A 15247-nucleotide genomic window follows, 5' to 3' on the forward strand; every position below is an offset into this window, starting at 1 on the left:
CGCCTTTCTCCCCGCGCGAGGGGGGATGCGCCGCTCCGTCGGGTGCTGGCATTCGCCTGTACCGTGGTGGTGTTCTTGGGCGTGCAAGCGACGGCGTCGCTTTCCTGGGCAGAAAGCGACGGGAGCACCGGTTATCAGCGGCTCGAAGGGCATGGCGGACCCATCAAGGGCGTTGCCATCTCGCCGGATGGTCAGCAGATGCTGACCGCGAGCTTCGACTACTCGGTGGGCCTCTGGTCGGCCTCGACCGGCAAGCTGATCCGTTGGCTCGAAGGGCACGAGGCGGCGGTGAATGCCGTCGCATTCCTGCCAGGGGGACGTGCGCTCTCGGTCGGCGACGATTTCGACATGATCATGTGGGATCTCGAAAGCGGCGCCGTGCTGCACCGCTTCGAGGGCCATGAGGGTAAGCTGATCGGTGTCACGCCGGGGCCCGACGCGACGATCGCGGCCACTGCCGGCTGGGATGGGAATGTCGGCATCTGGCCGCTCGACGGCGGGGCGGCGCGCTTCCTGAAGGGGCACGGCGCGAACGTGAACGATGTGGTGTTCACGCCCGATGGAGCGAAGTTGTACACCGCCTCCTATGACGGGACGATCCGGCGCTGGGACACCGTCTCGGGTGCCGAGGAGGTCGTGCTCGTCAATCACGGTTTCGGCATCAATCACCTGGTGCTGAACAGCGACGCGGGCTGGCTGGCCTATGGCGCCCTCGATGGCGCGGTGCGCGCGATCGATCTGGCGACGGGGGCTCAGATTGCCGATCTCACCGCCGATCGCCGGCCGATCCTCGCGCTCTCGGCCGATCCGACCGGCCGGTTTCTCGCTGTCGGGGACGGCGAGGGCTATGTGATGATCCTCGACACGGCGGACTGGTCGGTCGTGCGCGACTTCCGTGCCGCGCTGTCGGGGCCCATCTGGGCATTGGCGTGGGAGCCGTCGGGCAAGCGCCTTCTGGCCGGTGGAATCGCCGATGAGGCTGCACTCTGGCCGATCGACGCGGACGGCGATGCACTGTTTGCCAAGGGACCACGCGAGTTCCACAAGCCGCCGTCCGAGATGACGAATGGCGAGCGGCAGTTCGTGCGCAAATGCTCGGTTTGCCATACAACGTCGCCCGATGGCGGACGCAAGGCGGGGCCGACGCTGTGGCGCCTCTTTGGCCGGCGTGCGGGCACGGTCGAGGGATACAGCTATTCGGACGCGCTGGCGCGCTCCGACATCGTTTGGAGCGACGAAACCGTTGCGCGCCTCTTTTCTGAAGGGCCGGATGTGTTCACGCCGGGTTCGAAGATGCCTGTCCAGCGTATTGCGAAAGCGCAGGACAGGCGTGATCTGATCCACTATCTCAAAGAGAACACGGGCGGCACCGACCGCGCCGGACACGAGGGTAGGAGCAAGACGAAATGAAGGCCTTTCTTGCAGCCATCATCATAGGCGCCGGGCTTGCGGTTGGCGCCTGGTTCGTTCTGAACGGAATGGGTTTCTCGAGCGCCGACGTCTATTCGACCGAGAATGTGCGGCTCTGAGCCCGGGCCCGTCAGAGGGTCCACCCGATGATGTGCTGAAGTCCAGCATCCGATAGACGCGGCAGTAGCACGGTCGGGTCGTTGCCCGGATCGAGAAGCAACGCGATGGCCGACCCGGTATGAGCGACGCAGACGCCCAGAGCGCCAACGTCCCGGGAGATTTCCTGAACGGCTTCCCAGGCGGGGTTCGGATTGCGTGTCTGATTGGCCGCCGCGGACCGCGTGGCGGCCACGCCGAGGGCGCGAAGATCGCCATCCGAAAGCGCAGCTTCGATCGCCTCGAAGACGTCGCCCATTGGCGGGAAGTCCTTGTCGGCGGGATCCGTGATACGCGCCGCACCCGCGAACCCGCCAGCGACCGCAAGTCCCGGCAGTGGTGGCAGCCGCCTCAGGACACGGCCCTGGCGCGATGCGAAAAGCGTTGTGCATTCATGCATCAAGGGATCGACCGCGCCCTCCGCCGCCAGGCACAAGGCCGCCTCGTCGTCGGGCGAGAATTGCTGTCCGAACGCGGCAGCCACCGCCCGGACTGTCCCCAAAGCTTCGGCGGTCGATGTGCCGGCGCCCAGGCCGGGAGGGCAGGCGCGGCGAATGAGGATCTCGCCTCCCCAGTCGGCCCGCCCAAGCCGCGCGAGGGTCGCGCGCGCCGCATCGAGCGCCTTGCGCGAGACGGGCTCGCCCGACGTCGGCGGGCCAGGGGCCGGCCTGAAGGTGACCTCGGTGACCAGCGCCGGGCAGGGCAGAGTGACGAGCGCCACGGTCCCGCCCGGCGACGCGAGCCCCTGGGCGAGTTCTCCGAAATGCCCCCGGACGCGCGTCGTCGCGGGTTTCGGATTGACGGAGGTGGCAAGGCGCTGGTTCATGGCGGGCGGCTTAACGCGGCATGGGGCCGTTGAACAGCGGGAAGTGGAATGGCGCGCGATCATGGCGGGAACCTCGCGGATGCATGCGCGCGCTTTGGGGGCGACGCGGGGGCGTGGCTTGACCTCTCGACAGGCATCAATCCGGTCGCATACCCGGTGGGCGATCTGGCGCAAGCGGACTGGTCGAGGCTTCCCGACGAGGATGCGCTCGGCCGGCTGATTGCGGCGGCGCGCGATGCCTGGAACGTGCCGGACGCAGCGGAGCTGGTCCCCGCGCCGGGGGCGTCGGCACTCATCCGCCTTATGCCGCGCCTCGACCGGGCCGCGGCTGTGGCGATCCCGGCTCCGACCTACAACGAACACGCAGCCGCCTATCGTGCCGAGGGCTGGCAACTGAGCGAGCGACCCGGTGCCGCGACGCGGGCCGCCGTGATCGTGAACCCGAACAACCCGGATGGCCGATGCTGGGAGCGGCACGAGCTTGCGACGCTGGCCGAGGCTCTGCCGAGGCTTGTGGTCGATGAGAGCTTCATGGACGCGACCCCCCAGCGCTCGCTGGTGGGGGATGCCGGCGACGAGGGGCTGGTGATCCTGCGCAGCTTTGGCAAGTTCTACGGGCTTGCCGGCCTGCGCCTTGGCTTCGCCATTGCCGGCCCACGCACGGCCTCTCGTCTGCGCGATCTTCTCGGGCCCTGGGCGGTTTCGGGCCCAGCACTGGCTATCGGCGCTCGTGCGCTGCGGGATGGCGAATGGCAGCGCGCGACGCGGGCGCGTGTGGCGCGCGATGTCCGGCGTTTGGTTCAGCTGGGTCAGATGGCTGGGTGGAACCTGGTGGGCGAGGCGGGGCTCTTCGCGACCTTCGACACGCCCGATGCCGAAGAAGCGCAGACCCGGCTGGCACGATCGCGGATCTGGAGCCGCCGGTTTCCCTATTCGGATCGGTGGCTTCGGCTGGGGCTGCCCGGCGACGAGGCAGCCTGGGACCGTCTTGGCGAGGCACTGGAGGTTCGATGATCGCGCTTGCACTGATCCTCGATGCCATCTTCGGCGAACCTGCGGTCCTGTGGCGCAGGGTGCCGCATCCCGCCGTGCTGATGGGGCGCGCCATCGACGCGCTGAACCGGCGGCTGAACAACGGGAGCGCTCGGCGTGCCAAGGGCGTCGTCGCCGTGTGCATCCTGCTGCTTGCGAGCCTCGGGCTTGGATATCTGCTTTCTCTGGATCTGTTTCACGGGGTGATCGAGGTCGCCCTGGGCGCGATCCTGATCGCGCAGAAGAGCCTCGTGCAGCATGTCGGCCGCGTCGCTGACGGGTTGAAGATCTCGCTCGACGAGGGCCGCAGGCAGGTCTCGATGATCGTCGGGCGCGATCCCCAAACGCTCGACAAGGCAGGGGTTTCGCGCGCCGCGATCGAAAGCGCGGCCGAGAATTTCTCGGATGGCGTGGTTGCGCCGGTGTTCTGGTTCGCGCTTCTCGGACTGCCGGGGTTGCTGGCCTACAAGACGATCAACACTGCCGACTCGATGATCGGGCACATGTCGGAGCGCTATCGCGCCTTCGGCTGGGCGGCGGCGCGGCTCGATGACCTCCTAAACTGGGTTCCCGCCCGCCTCGCCGGTGGGATCATCTGCTTCGTCGGCGGCGGGCGCGAGGCGCTGCAGGTGATGCTCCGCGACGCCGACCTGCACCGCAGCCCCAATGCCGGCTGGCCCGAGGCGGCGATGGCCGCGTCGCTCGACCTCGCATTGGCGGGGCCGCGCGTCTATGCGGGCGAGATCTGCGACGACCCTTATCTGAACCCGCAGGGGCGGCGCAGCGCCGGGCCGGACGACATCCGGGCCGCGATCCGCGTCATATGGCGCGCCTGGGCCGTTCTGCTGGCGTTCGCCTGCTTCTGGTGGGGCCTTGGCTGGCTGATCGGTTGAAGTCTGCCGCTCACCACTCGACGCCAATCTGTGCCTTTATCCCCTGCTCGCGGAAAGGGTGCTTGACGAGCTCCATCTCGGTCACGAGATCGGCGGCCTCGCTCAGTGCCTCGGGCGCGTTGCGTCCGGTCAGGACGACATGGGTCATCGCGGGTTTGTGGTCCTTGAGGAAGGCGACGACCTCGGCCGTGTCGAGGTAGTCGTAGCGGAGCGCGATGTTGACCTCGTCTAGGAGCACCATGCGGTTGCGCGGGTCGAGGATCAGTCCCTTCGCCTTCTCCCACGCGGCCTGGGCCATCTCGATATCGCGAGCCTTGTCCTGCGTCTCCCAGGTGAAGCCCTCTCCCATCGTGTGGAACTGGCACAGGTCGGAGAAGCGCGTGGTGATCAGGTTGCGCTCTCCCGTCTCCATCCCGCCCTTGATGAACTGCACGACGGCGCAAGGAAAGCCATGCGCGATGCATCGGAAGATCATTCCGAACGCCGCCGTCGACTTGCCCTTGCCCTTGCCGGTATGGACGATGATCAGGCCTTTCTCGCCCGATTTCGTGGCCATGATCTTGTCGCGCGCAGCCTTCTTCTTCGCCATCTTGGCTGAGTGGCGGGCGAGTTCGTCGGGGCGTGACGGGGTGTCGGTCATGGGATGGCGCGAAGCTCCTTTCGCATGGTGACGCTCGTGGGCCGATCATAGCCGGGGTGTGCGGTCTCGCCAGCCCTGGCGAACCCGAGCCGGGTAAAGATCGCGTGGTTTTCGGTCATCTCGATGCGCGACTGAAGCTCGATACGCGGCATCCCGAGGGCCCGCGCGCGCTCCTCGGCGAGCGCCGCGAGCCGCTTTCCGAGGCCGCGGCCCTGACAGTCGGGGCGAACCGCGAGCTTTCCGAGATAGAGGCAGTCTGCACGGGGCGCGAGGAAGATGCAGGCGACCGGCTCACCGCCATCGATGATGGCCCAGACCTCGCCGGCCCGGACCTGTTCGGCCATGCTCTCGGTCGTGAGCCGGTGCGCGGAGGAGGGGGGATCGATCCGTCCCTCCATGATCGCAAATGCATCGAGGATGAGGCGTCTCAGGTGCTCCCAATTCGGCCAGTCGGGCGAGAGCCGGACCGGGCTTGAGCATAGGGAAGCTGTCGGCTGATCTGTCATGCGACCGGTGCGAATTCCGAGACGTTGACAGGATCGCCACCGAGCCATGCGTAAAGCAGCACGACCGTCTCGGTCCCCGTGCGCAACGCATGCCATTGCCATGGCCGGGTGTGGACCACTGATCCCGCGCCGTGCCGGATCCACGGGCCATGGTCGTAGCTCCATTCGGCGCTTCCGGCGATCGGGAGGTAAATCTCCTCGGGTCCGTGCCGGTGTGTCGGGTAGAGGCAGTCCGGCCCAATCACGCCGATCCCGAAGGCGGCACCCGCAGGTGCGTAATGGCCGCGCTGGCCCAGAAACTCGATATACCCGTAGCCCTTGAGGTAGCTCTCCATCTGGGGCGATCGCTTGTAGGACTGCCGCCACTCCAGCTGTGGGGCGAGACCCTGCAAGGTCGCCACGAGGTCTTCATACCGCGCGCCGGGCCGCGCGTTGGCAAGCGCGTCGGTGCCGGGGGTCCAGGCCGGCGCCCGATGAAGCGCCTCGCCCGGGTCGGCGGGGATGGCCGCGGCAAAGCGCGCGGCAACGGGATCGTCGAGCGCCGCAAGCGCGTCCCGGCTCATGTCAAAGAGCGTCCGCAGGTTCGCGGCGTCGATCGATTTGCTCATGTCGTTTCCTGCAACTGGGAAAGCAACGCGCGCGCGGAATTCGAGCGCGGCTGCCAAAGGCCCCGGTCGACCGCCTCGGAAAGGCGGCTTGCGATTTCGCGCAGGGCGGCGGCATTCGCCTCGGCGATGAACTCGCGAACGCTCTCGTCCTCGATCACGGCCTCGTGGACTAGATCGAAGTGATGGCTCTTGACCGCGTGCGTGGTCGCCGCGAACGCGAAGAGATAGTCGATGGTTGCGGCGATCTCGAACGCGCCCTTGTAGCCGTGGCGCCTCACGCCCTCGATCCACTTCGGGTTGACGACGCGCGCGCGGACGACGCGGCCGATCTCGTCTTCAAGCGTGCGGACGACCGGGCGCTCGGGGCGCGAGTGGTCGTTGTGATAGATCTCGGGCGCGCGGCCCGAGAGATGCTCGATCGCCGCCGCCGCGCCGCCTTCGAACTGGTAGTAGTCGTCCGAGTCGAGCAGGTCATGCTCGCGGTTGTCCTGGTTCTGGACCACGGCCTGGCTGGCGCCAAGCCGTCGCTCGAACGCGTCGCGCGCGCGGACGCCTTCGGTGTCCGCCGCATAGGCGTATCCGCCCCAGTTGATGTAGGAGTCGGCGAGATCGCCACGGCGTTCCCACAGCCGCTCGTCGATCATCGCCTGCAGGCCCGCGCCATATGCGCCGGGCTTCGAGCCGAAGACCCTGTATCCCGCCTCGCGCGCTGCCTGGTCGTCCTCCATCCCTGCCTGCGCGAGTCGGGCGCGCTCGGTGCGGAACCTGGCGGCGAGCGGGTTCTGGTCGTCTGGTTCGTCCAGTGCCATCACGGCCCGGGCGGCGGCGTCGAAAAGGGCGATCTGGGCGGGAAAGGCGTCGCGGAAGAAGCCCGAGACGCGCAACGTCACATCCACGCGCGGCCGCGCAAGATGCTCGAGCGGCACGATCTCGAAGCCCGTGACGCGGCGGCTCGCCTGATCCCAGGTTGGCCTGACACCCATCAGCGCCAGGCCCTGTGCGATGTCGTCCCCGCCGGTGCGCATGTTCGCGGTGCCCCAGGCCGTGAGCACAATCGTGCGCAGCCAGTCCCCATGTTCCTGGAGATGCCGCTCGACCAGAAGCGAGGCGGAATGCCAGCCAAGCGTGTAGGCGGCAGGCGTCGGCACCGCGCGGCTGTCGACCGAGAAGAAATTCCTGCCCGTCGGCAGCACGTCGGGGCGCCCTCGCGTCGGCGCGCCGGAGGGGCCAGGGGGCACGAAGCGGCCGTCGAGCCCGTCGAGCAGCGCGCGCATTTCGCTGGCGCCGCAAGCCCGGATCGCGGGAAGGATCTCGGCGTGCAGCGCCTCGAGCACCGGTGCGGTGTGATGGAAGTGCTTGGGCGTCTCGCGCCATTGCAGCGCCAGCTCGGCCAGTTTTTCCAGGCGTTCGACCGTGTCGCCGTTGGTGCGCCACGGCTCGGTCACGCCGCCCGCCGACCAGAGGAACTTGTGGCGCGGTCCGTCCCAGGGCTGGCCCATGTCGCAATCGAGCGGGTCGAAGGCTTCAGGGTCGATGCCGCAGTCGCGCGCAAGCGCCCGGATCAGCGAGGCGTTGCCGCCCTTGCCGTCCCCGCGCGGCACGCGCACCAGCGCGATGGCGAGATCGCGCTCGAGCCGTCCTTCGGGTGCGCGGCCGAAGACGTGCAGCCCGTCGCGGATCTGCGCCTCCTTGAGCTCGCACAGATAGGTGTCGAGCTTCTGCAACGCCTCGTCCTCGGGCATTTCGGGCGTGATGCCGGCGTCGAGGTCCAGTCGCGCGGCGGAGACGAGGCTGCGGATCTCGCGCCGCAGATGGTCGAGGCGCCGAGGGTCGACGCCCGAGGCCTCGTAATACTCGTCCACGAGGGCCTCGAGCTGCCGCAGGGGCCCATAGGTTTCAGCGCGCGTCAGGGGGGGCGTGAGGTGATCGACGATCACTGCCTGGGCACGGCGCTTTGCCTGGGTGCCTTCGCCGGGGTCGTTGACGATGAAGGGATAGAGATGCGGCATGGGCCCGAGAACGGCCTCGGGGAAACATTCCTCGCTCAGCGCGACCGCCTTTCCCGGCAGCCATTCGAGGTTGCCATGCTTGCCGAGATGGACCAGCGCATCCGCGCCGAACGTCTCGCGAAGCCAGGCGTAGAAGGCAATGTAGTTGTGCGGCGGCACCAGGTCGGGTGCGTGGTAGCTCTCGACCGGATCGATGTTGTAGCCGCGCGCGGGCTGAACGCCCACCACCACATTGCCGAAGCTCAGCACAGGCAGGACGAAGTCGCCGCCGTCGACGAAGGGATCGGCTTCTGGCTCGCCCCAGCGCGAGGTCACGGCTTCCTTGATGGCCCATGGAAGATCGGAGAAGCAGCGCCGGTAGGCGTCGAGCCCGAGTCGTTCACCGCCGCTGCGCGAAACGCGATCCGCGAGCCAGTTCGTCGGCCCCGCCAGGATGCGTGACATCAGGTCGACCGCGGTCGGCGGGACATTGCCGAGCGTGTAGCCGTTCGACTCGAGCTCCCGCAGCACACCGACGCAACTCTCGGGCGTGTCGAGGCCCACGCCATTGGCAAGCCGCCCGTCGCGGTTGGGGTAGTTCGCGAGGACGATCCCGACGCGCCTTTCGGCGCGCGGCTTCCGCCCCAGCTTTGCCCAGGCTGCGGCCAGGCGCGCCGTGAAGCTGATCCGGTCACCGCGCGCGCGGTAGGCTGAGATCCGGCATTGGGTCGATTCGTCGAAGAACGCCTCGCCCTTGAAGCTGACGGCGCGGGCGAGGATGCGGCCATCGACCTCGGGCAGGGCCACGTTCATGGCGATATCGCGGGCCGAGAGGCCTGCCTTTCCCTTCTCCCACGCGTCCTCGGAGCCACCCGCAAGGACGACCTGCAGCACCGGCACGCCGGGACGATCGAGGACGGTCGCCTGCCAGTCACCCGACTGCGGCGAGGAGACGGCGAAGCTGGTGGCGTTGAGGACCACGGAAGGCGGTGCCTCGGCGAACAGGCTCTCGATCGTGCCCTGGCTGACCGGGTCCTTGAGCGACGCGACGAAGACCGGAAGCGGGTTCAGCCCCTCGGTCATCAGGGCCCGGACGAGGCGGTTGATCGGGTGGAGCCCGGCACCAGCGACGAGCGACCGATAGAACGCCACCGGAACCACGGGGGCGCTATGGTCGCGCCATGCGGCGCTCACGGTGTCGAGATCCGAGATCCCGGCGCCCGGCCAGTAGACGCCGGCGCGGAGGAGCGGACGGGCAGGGGGTGGCGGGTCGGCATCCGCGGTGCCTGCGTCGGAATCGCGCGCGATCATCCAGCGGGCGTAGCGGAGGAAGTTCGCGGAGTTCTCGGGGCCGCCCTCGACGAGATAGGCCCAGAGGGCCGCGTAATCCTCGGCACCGACCGTCGAGACGCGCGACAGGCCCAGATCCGCCTTGTCGTCGCCCGGCAAGGCTGCGAAGGGGATGCCGGCCTCGCCGAGCCGCGCCGCGAATTGCTCGAGGCCGTAGGACCAGTAGCTTTCCCCTCCAAGCACCCGCGCGATCACCAGCTTTGCCCGCGTCGCGGTCTGGTCGAGATAGAGGTCGACCGACAGCGGGTGCGCGAGATGAAGGAGCGACGCCAATCGAAGCTCCGGGGCGTGGTCGGCAAGTCCCGCCCGAGCCTCGGAGAGAGCGGCGAGTTCGGTGTCGGCGGCGGTGATCACGATCAGTTCCGCCGGGCTCTGGCCGAGGTCCACCGCAGCCGACTCGTCGGCCTGTCCGGGCTGCGCCAATAGCAGGTGCATCAGCCGATCCGTTTCTCGACGTAGACCGAACTCTCGTTCACCGGGTAATCGCCGAACCGCGGGCAAGGCACGAAGCCGTGGCGTCCGTAGAACCTGATCGCGGCAACCTGGAACTTGCCGGTTTCGAGGCGCAGCACGGTCAGTCCGCGCCTGCGGGCCTCGGCCTCGATTGCATGCATCACGGCGCCGGCCGCGCCCGTGCCGCGCGCATCCGGAGAGACGTAGAACCGCTTGAGCTCGCCATAGCCCGGGTATTCCTGCAGTCCGCCGCAGGCGACGGCTTCGCCGTCGCGCCGGGCGACGACGAAGAACACGCCTTCCGTGACGAGCTTCTCGACCGGGTAGCCGAATGTCTCCTCGGGCGTGTAGTGGGGCGCCAGTTCCGCCGTCAGCGCGTCGATCAGCGCCCGTGCCTCGGGCGCGCGCGGATCGGCCTCGGTCACGACGACGGCGGATGTCATGCCGCGACGCGCTCGCGGATCGCTGCCTTGATCGCCACATGGTCGAGGCCGGCTTCGCCGATCACGACCAGCCGGGTCGCACGCCCTTCGGCGCCGAAGGGGCGGTCGTAATAGGTTTCGATCCGCGGCCCGACCGCCTGCACCACCATGCGCATGGGCTTTCCGGCGACGGCCACGAACCCCTTGAGGCGCAGGATGTCGTGCGCCCGGATCGCCTCGGCCAGATGACGGGTCAGCACTGCTGGATCCGCGATCTCGCCCATCTCGATCACGAAGCTCTCGAACTCGTCGTGGCCGTGTTCGTGCTCGTGATCATGATCATCGTCGTCGTCATGGTGGTGGTGATGATGCAGCTCGGCGCGGGCGTCGAGATCGTCCTCGGCGGCGATCCCCATCCCCAGCAGCACGTCGGCGCCGAGGCCGTCGCCGGTGGAGCGCACGAAATGCACGCCCTCGCGGGTCTGCGCCGCGAGATCGGCGGTCAGAGCATCGACCTCCGTGCCCAGCATCGTGTCCGTCTTCGAAATCACGACCATGTCGGCGCAGGCGAGCTGGTCCTCGAAGAGCTCCGAAAGCGGCGTCTCGTGGTCGAGCCCCTCGTCCGCCTCGCGCTGGCGATCGACCGCTGCCACGTCATGGGCGAAGCGACCGTCTCGCAGAGCGGGTCCGTCGACCACCGTGACGACGCCGTCGACGGTCACGCGGGTGCGGATCTCGGGCCAGTTGAAGGCACGGACCAAAGGCTGGGGCAGGGCGAGGCCCGACGTCTCGATCACGATGTGGTCAGGGGGCGTCCCACGCTCGATCAGCTTCTTCATCGTCGGGATGAAATCATCCGCGACCGTGCAGCAGATGCAGCCGTTCGAGAGCTCGACGATGTCGTCGTCCGAGCAGAGCGCATCGCCGCATCCCTTCAGCACCTCGCCATCGACGCCGACATCACCGAACTCGTTGATGATCAGCGCGATGCGGCGACCGTCGTTGCGGGTCAGCATGTTGCGAATCAGCGTGGTCTTGCCGGCGCCCAGGAAGCCGGTGATGACGGTCGCAGGGATCTTCGCGGGCATGTCGCCCCTCCATTCCTCAGATGGTGATCACACGCGCCGAGGTGCCCTCTCGGGGCTCCCACCCGGCACGTTCGAGTTCGGGGTCGTCGTGCTCTTCCTCGGGGTATCCGAGGCAGAGCAGCGCGACAAGGTGCCAGCCTGTGGGCACGTCGAGATCGCGGCAGGCGCGTTCGGGGTCGATGATCGAGACCCAGCCCATCCCGATCCCCTCGGCCCGTGCCGCGAGCCACATCTGCATGACGGCACAGACGACCGAGTAGCGCCGCATCTCGGGCATCGTCTCGGTTCCGAGGCGCTGGCCCTTCGCGTCGCTCTCGTCACAAAACGTGGCAACGATGCCCGGTGCCTCGCGCAGGCCCGCGAGCTTGAGGCTGGCGTAGCGGCTCTGTCTCTCGCCGTCGTAGCCGGCCAGCGCCCGGGCGTTCGCGGTCTCGAAGTTCTCGATAAGCGCCGACCGGGCGTCCGTGCTCTCGACGATGGCGAAGCGCCAGGGCTCGGAAAGACCGACGGACGGAGCCGTGCCGATCCCGCTTATCAGTCGCTCGAGAGCGCCTTCGGGCAGTGGCGCGGTCCGGAAGCGCCGAACATCGCGTCGCCACTGGCAAAGGCGGCGGAACTCCTCGCGAAAATCGTGTGAGAACTCCACCGCCGGTCTCTCAGGACGCAGTCTCGCGCGACCAAAGAAGTCCCGCGAGCCAGCCCAGCGCGAGCCAAGCCACACCACCCACGACCAGTACCCGCGCAGCGAAGAGTGCGGCGAGCTCGGGCGGCGTGACCCCGGCATACCCCTCGGGGTGAGGGGCGCCGAAGACATGAGGCAGCGCGATCAACAGTATCCCCGCGTAGCGAAGGGGTGACTTCACCGCCGCCATCAAGCCGATCCCCGCCAACGTCAGCGCCGCCGTCATCAGCCACCACGTCTGACGCGCCTCCAGTGCTGCGGCACCCGATCCCGGAAGCTCCGGGGCGAGGCCGAGCGCCGGCAGGAACTGTGTCGCGGCAAAGCCCGCGAGCCCCCAAAGCATCCCCTGACGCGGCGTGATCCGCGAGAGTCCGGCGCCCTCCGCGACCGCGAAGCCTGCCACCATGATCAGTGCGAAGCCGGTGTAGGTCGCGACGGTCGAGAGGATCGTCAGCAGCGTGCGATCGAACCCGCTCGCGCCGTCATGCGAATGGCCGGCGTGGTCATGATCGTGGCCGTCGGAGGCCGCGTGATCGTGCCCGTCCGACTCGCCGGCATGGTCATGCGGCGCAGCTTCGCCGGCCGAGAAATGGGTGAGGGCGCCGCTCTCGTAAAGTTCCGCCTCGCCGATCAGTGGCACGAGCAGCAATAGCTGCAGGGCCGCTGCCACGAGGCCAGCGGCAAGGCCGGCGCCCAAGGCGCTGGCCGTCAACGATTTCAGCATGTCATGACCCGTGAGAGATCAGTGGCAAGGGAATGAAATCGCGTGACGCGAATCGTGGGCGGCGCTGTGGAGGACGGCCGAATTCGCAAAGCCAGCGGTGTAAACCAGTGCAACGCCCATCAGCAGAGCAACGGCAATGGCGCCCAGGCCGGTTTCTGCGCGGATGATGGTCTTCGTGGTGTTGGTCGCGTTCATCTCTACTCCCTCTCCCGTCCCACCGACGGGCTGACAGGCATTTTCCGACGCAGGGCAGGTCTCCTGGCTCGCGGCTTCCGATCCTTCGGATCTGCGCGTCCCCCGGCCTTCCCGGACCTCGTTCGAGGCCAGTGGCTTGTCGGGGTCCGCTCGCCGCTTACAGTCGCGGGGGCGGCTGCGGCTTCGGCCCCCCTGTCTGGGTCTGGCACCACCGCATTCCCTTTTCATCCGCACCCGCTTAGCGGGCGGTGCGGAACCTTGCATGACCAGACTTCCGCCAGACGGCATCAACTGTCAAGCGCTGCCCCGGGATTGCGCCGAGTCGTTCGGGCTCAGCGTGCGAATCCGACGATTTCACGCAGCCACGCGACAGCATCCTCGACCGTCTCGGCGCAGTCGCCGGCTGGCTGGGCAGGGCGGGCAATCATCACGGTGGTGATTCCCAGCTTTTCAGCGGCATCGAGCTTCGCCGTGCCGCTGCCTCCGGAATTCTTGCTCACGAGATCGGTGATGCGGTGGCTCGACATAAGGGCCACTTCCGACGCGAGGGAGAATGGCGGCCGCTCCTCGATCGACACTGCATTGGGGGGCAGCGGGCCGGCAGGTTCGATCGAGCGCGCGACGATGCGCAGGTCGGGGCGGCAGAGGAATGGCGCGATGCCGCCGCGCCCGGTCGTCAGCAGGACCCTGGCGCCACTGGGCAGGGCGGCTACCGCCTCGGCAAGGTCCGCGACGTTGCGCCATCCCGGACGTTTCTCCCACGCGGGGCGCAGCAATCGCAGGCGCGGGACGCCGGTCGCATCGCACGCGGCCATCGCGTTCCATGGCATGCGGCGCGCAAACGGATGCGTGGCGTCAATAACCGCGTCGATACCGTGATTGGCGATGTAGACGGCCAATCCATCCGCCCCGCCAAAACCGCCGATCCGGGTCTCCGCAACTGGAAGGCGCGGTGCGTCGGTGAGGCCGGCGAGCGAGGCGATCACCTTGAGGCCCGGCATGTCCCAAAGCCTGCCGGCGAGAACCCGCGCCTCGTTCGTTCCAGCCAGCAGGAGCACGCGCGCCGTCATCGCGCAAAGCCTCGGCGGCCGTGAATCTTGCCAGACCGGTCGGTGACGATCGTCTCCACCGACACTTCGGACGGGGCGAGCAGTGCCTCGACGCGTGCCGCCGCCGCCTCGGCGACGGCCTGCGCGAGCGGTGCGCCAACGAGCTCGAGAGCTTCGAGCGCGCTGTTCGCGCCCACGACCCGCGGATCATCGTTCGCCAGCGACGCGAGTTGCGCGAAATCGACCTGGCTGCGCTTGGAGTGAAGATCGACTGCGCCTTGGGCCAGCTTGGTCATCTTGCCGATGCCGCCTGCAATCGTGACGCGAGGCACAGGATGCCGACGGAGGTATTTCAGCAGCCCGCCGACGAAGTCCCCCATGTCGAGAAAGGCCGTCTCGGGGAACTCGGGGTAGATATCCCGAACGGCCCGTTCCGAGCTCGACCCGGTAGTCCCGACGACATGGGTCGCGCCGGTGGCGACAGCCACGTCGATCCCACGATGGATCGAGGCAATCCACGCGGCGCAGGAAAACGGCCTCACGATCCCCGTCGTCCCGAGAATCGAGAGGCCCCCGACGATGCCAAGCCTCGGGTTCCAGGTGCGCGCCGCCAGTTCCGCTCCGTGTGGCACCGAAATCGTGACCTCCGCATCGGGGTCGGCGCCCATAACCTCGGCCAGGGCGCGCGAGATCATTGCCCGTGGCACCGGGTTGATGGCGGGTTCGCCCGGCGGAATGGGAAGCCCGGGCTTGGTCACGGTCCCGACCCCCTCGCCGGCGCAGAACGTGATCCCACTGCCGTCAGGCATGGGTGTCACCCGCGCCACGATCAGCGCACCATGCGTCACGTCAGGATCGTCCCCCGCGTCCTTCTCGACCGCGGCCTCGGCCCAGCCCTTTCCGGCGGTAGCATGCGCCAGATGGAAGGTCGCCCGGCCGCCCTTGGGCAGGGTGATCGTGACCTCGGGCGGGAAGGCGCCCTCGATCAGGCGGATGGCGGCCGCTTTTGCTGCGGCGGTCGCACAGGCCCCTGTCGTCCAGCCGGTGCGCAGGCCTCCCGGCGTCGCCCCTCCGGCCGTGGGGCCGGAACCGGATACATGGCTGGCATCGGAAGCCTGATCGGATGGGGCTTGCATGGGCGCGACTATACGAGTGCGGCAATCGGCGCGAAAGCAGCGAAATCAGTCGCAATGGGTGCTTACGCATCCAAAGCGCGCATCTTATA

At 68.1% G+C, this 15247-nt stretch carries 16 protein-coding genes and 1 riboswitch; of the genes, 4 read left to right on the plus strand and 12 right to left on the minus strand.

Annotated elements, in window-relative coordinates:
* Positions 1 to 81: 81 nt before the first annotated feature.
* Positions 82 to 1410 (plus strand): c-type cytochrome, encoded by a 1329-nt coding sequence (locus tag H0I76_RS00495; RefSeq protein WP_200605637.1) that lies wholly within the window; start codon positions 82 to 84, stop codon positions 1408 to 1410.
* A complete protein-coding gene (locus H0I76_RS19550; RefSeq protein ID WP_267913214.1) occupies positions 1407 to 1529 on the plus strand; it encodes a hypothetical protein in 123 nt (40 codons plus the stop codon). The genes H0I76_RS00495 and H0I76_RS19550 overlap by 4 nt, the downstream gene beginning before the upstream one ends.
* 11 nt (positions 1530 to 1540) lie before the next feature.
* Here H0I76_RS19550 and H0I76_RS00500 read toward each other — a convergent pair whose 3' ends face one another.
* Positions 1541 to 2392: a GHMP family kinase ATP-binding protein gene (locus H0I76_RS00500; RefSeq protein ID WP_200605639.1), complete on the minus strand. Its 852-nt coding sequence runs from the start codon at positions 2390 to 2392 to the stop codon at positions 1541 to 1543.
* Positions 2393 to 2440: 48 nt separating this feature from the next.
* On the opposite strand from H0I76_RS00500, the gene cobD reads away from it, so the two are divergent.
* Together cobD and cbiB are read left to right on the plus strand one after the other, a co-directional pair.
* Entirely contained in the window at positions 2441 to 3406 is a 966-nt protein-coding gene (gene cobD / locus H0I76_RS00505; protein WP_200605649.1) for a threonine-phosphate decarboxylase CobD, read from the plus strand.
* Positions 3403 to 4317, plus strand: coding sequence for an adenosylcobinamide-phosphate synthase CbiB (gene cbiB / locus H0I76_RS00510; RefSeq protein ID WP_200605650.1), 915 nt, complete (start codon positions 3403 to 3405; stop codon positions 4315 to 4317). Before cobD ends, cbiB begins: the two co-directional genes overlap by 4 nt.
* Before the next feature lie 10 nt (positions 4318 to 4327).
* Here cbiB and cobO read toward each other — a convergent pair whose 3' ends face one another.
* The 11 genes from cobO to H0I76_RS00565 form a co-directional block, all read right to left on the minus strand.
* Positions 4328 to 4957, minus strand: a complete 630-nt coding sequence (cobO, locus tag H0I76_RS00515; RefSeq protein WP_200605651.1) for a cob(I)yrinic acid a,c-diamide adenosyltransferase — start codon at positions 4955 to 4957, stop codon at positions 4328 to 4330.
* Positions 4954 to 5463 (minus strand): GNAT family N-acetyltransferase, encoded by a 510-nt coding sequence (locus tag H0I76_RS00520; RefSeq protein ID WP_200605652.1) that lies wholly within the window; start codon positions 5461 to 5463, stop codon positions 4954 to 4956. Before H0I76_RS00520 ends, cobO begins: the two co-directional genes overlap by 4 nt.
* Complete coding sequence (locus H0I76_RS00525) at positions 5460 to 6071, minus strand: dimethylsulfonioproprionate lyase family protein (RefSeq protein WP_200605653.1); 612 nt, start codon at positions 6069 to 6071, stop codon at positions 5460 to 5462. Before H0I76_RS00525 ends, H0I76_RS00520 begins: the two co-directional genes overlap by 4 nt.
* Positions 6068 to 9844, minus strand: coding sequence for a cobaltochelatase subunit CobN (cobN, locus tag H0I76_RS00530; protein ID WP_200605654.1), 3777 nt, complete (start codon positions 9842 to 9844; stop codon positions 6068 to 6070). Before cobN ends, H0I76_RS00525 begins: the two co-directional genes overlap by 4 nt.
* Positions 9844 to 10305, minus strand: coding sequence for a GNAT family N-acetyltransferase (locus tag H0I76_RS00535; RefSeq protein ID WP_200605656.1), 462 nt, complete (start codon positions 10303 to 10305; stop codon positions 9844 to 9846). Before H0I76_RS00535 ends, cobN begins: the two co-directional genes overlap by 1 nt.
* The gene (gene cobW, locus H0I76_RS00540) at positions 10302 to 11372 is read right to left on the minus strand and encodes a cobalamin biosynthesis protein CobW (RefSeq protein ID WP_200605658.1); all 1071 of its coding nucleotides are present in this window, start codon (positions 11370 to 11372) and stop codon (positions 10302 to 10304) included. Before cobW ends, H0I76_RS00535 begins: the two co-directional genes overlap by 4 nt.
* A gap of 16 nt (positions 11373 to 11388) precedes the next feature.
* On the minus strand, positions 11389 to 12018 hold the full coding sequence (gene bluB / locus H0I76_RS00545) for a 5,6-dimethylbenzimidazole synthase (protein ID WP_200605662.1): 630 nt from the start codon (positions 12016 to 12018) through the stop codon (positions 11389 to 11391).
* A gap of 10 nt (positions 12019 to 12028) precedes the next feature.
* Positions 12029 to 12778, minus strand: coding sequence for a CbtA family protein (locus H0I76_RS00550; protein WP_200605663.1), 750 nt, complete (start codon positions 12776 to 12778; stop codon positions 12029 to 12031).
* An 18-nt stretch (positions 12779 to 12796) separates the two neighbouring features.
* Positions 12797 to 12973, minus strand: coding sequence for a CbtB domain-containing protein (locus H0I76_RS00555; RefSeq protein WP_200605664.1), 177 nt, complete (start codon positions 12971 to 12973; stop codon positions 12797 to 12799).
* 36 nt (positions 12974 to 13009) lie between these two features.
* A riboswitch (cobalamin riboswitch) is annotated at positions 13010 to 13249 on the minus strand.
* 56 nt (positions 13250 to 13305) lie between these two features.
* Positions 13306 to 14043: a cobalt-precorrin-6A reductase gene (locus H0I76_RS00560; protein WP_200605665.1), complete on the minus strand. Its 738-nt coding sequence runs from the start codon at positions 14041 to 14043 to the stop codon at positions 13306 to 13308.
* Positions 14040 to 15158: a cobalt-precorrin-5B (C(1))-methyltransferase gene (locus tag H0I76_RS00565; RefSeq protein ID WP_200605666.1), complete on the minus strand. Its 1119-nt coding sequence runs from the start codon at positions 15156 to 15158 to the stop codon at positions 14040 to 14042. Before H0I76_RS00565 ends, H0I76_RS00560 begins: the two co-directional genes overlap by 4 nt.
* Between the last annotated feature and the right edge of the window lie 89 nt (positions 15159 to 15247).

The sequence above is a fragment of the Thermohalobaculum xanthum genome, assembly GCF_016623495.1.
Classification (GTDB): domain Bacteria; phylum Pseudomonadota; class Alphaproteobacteria; order Rhodobacterales; family Rhodobacteraceae; genus Thermohalobaculum; species Thermohalobaculum xanthum.

Excerpts from the sequence above, each read along its gene's own strand:
- H0I76_RS00555 (WP_200605664.1), bottom strand. The coding sequence starts at position 12,973 with ATGAACGCGACCAACACCACGAAGACCATCATCCGCGCAGAAACCGGC.
- cbiB (WP_200605650.1), top strand. The coding sequence starts at position 3,403 with ATGATCGCGCTTGCACTGATCCTCGATGCCATCTTCGGCGAACCTGCG.
- H0I76_RS00520 (WP_200605652.1), bottom strand. The coding sequence starts at position 5,463 with ATGACAGATCAGCCGACAGCTTCCCTATGCTCAAGCCCGGTCCGGCTC.
- cobW (WP_200605658.1), bottom strand. The coding sequence starts at position 11,372 with ATGCCCGCGAAGATCCCTGCGACCGTCATCACCGGCTTCCTGGGCGCC.
- H0I76_RS00560 (WP_200605665.1), bottom strand. The coding sequence starts at position 14,043 with ATGACGGCGCGCGTGCTCCTGCTGGCTGGAACGAACGAGGCGCGGGTT.
- H0I76_RS00550 (WP_200605663.1), bottom strand. The coding sequence starts at position 12,778 with ATGCTGAAATCGTTGACGGCCAGCGCCTTGGGCGCCGGCCTTGCCGCT.
- H0I76_RS00535 (WP_200605656.1), bottom strand. The coding sequence starts at position 10,305 with ATGACATCCGCCGTCGTCGTGACCGAGGCCGATCCGCGCGCGCCCGAG.
- H0I76_RS00565 (WP_200605666.1), bottom strand. The coding sequence starts at position 15,158 with ATGCAAGCCCCATCCGATCAGGCTTCCGATGCCAGCCATGTATCCGGT.
- cobD (WP_200605649.1), top strand. The coding sequence starts at position 2,441 with ATGGCGCGCGATCATGGCGGGAACCTCGCGGATGCATGCGCGCGCTTT.
- H0I76_RS00525 (WP_200605653.1), bottom strand. The coding sequence starts at position 6,071 with ATGAGCAAATCGATCGACGCCGCGAACCTGCGGACGCTCTTTGACATG.
- cobN (WP_200605654.1), bottom strand. The coding sequence starts at position 9,844 with ATGCACCTGCTATTGGCGCAGCCCGGACAGGCCGACGAGTCGGCTGCG.
- H0I76_RS19550 (WP_267913214.1), top strand. The coding sequence starts at position 1,407 with ATGAAGGCCTTTCTTGCAGCCATCATCATAGGCGCCGGGCTTGCGGTT.
- H0I76_RS00500 (WP_200605639.1), bottom strand. The coding sequence starts at position 2,392 with ATGAACCAGCGCCTTGCCACCTCCGTCAATCCGAAACCCGCGACGACG.
- cobO (WP_200605651.1), bottom strand. The coding sequence starts at position 4,957 with ATGACCGACACCCCGTCACGCCCCGACGAACTCGCCCGCCACTCAGCC.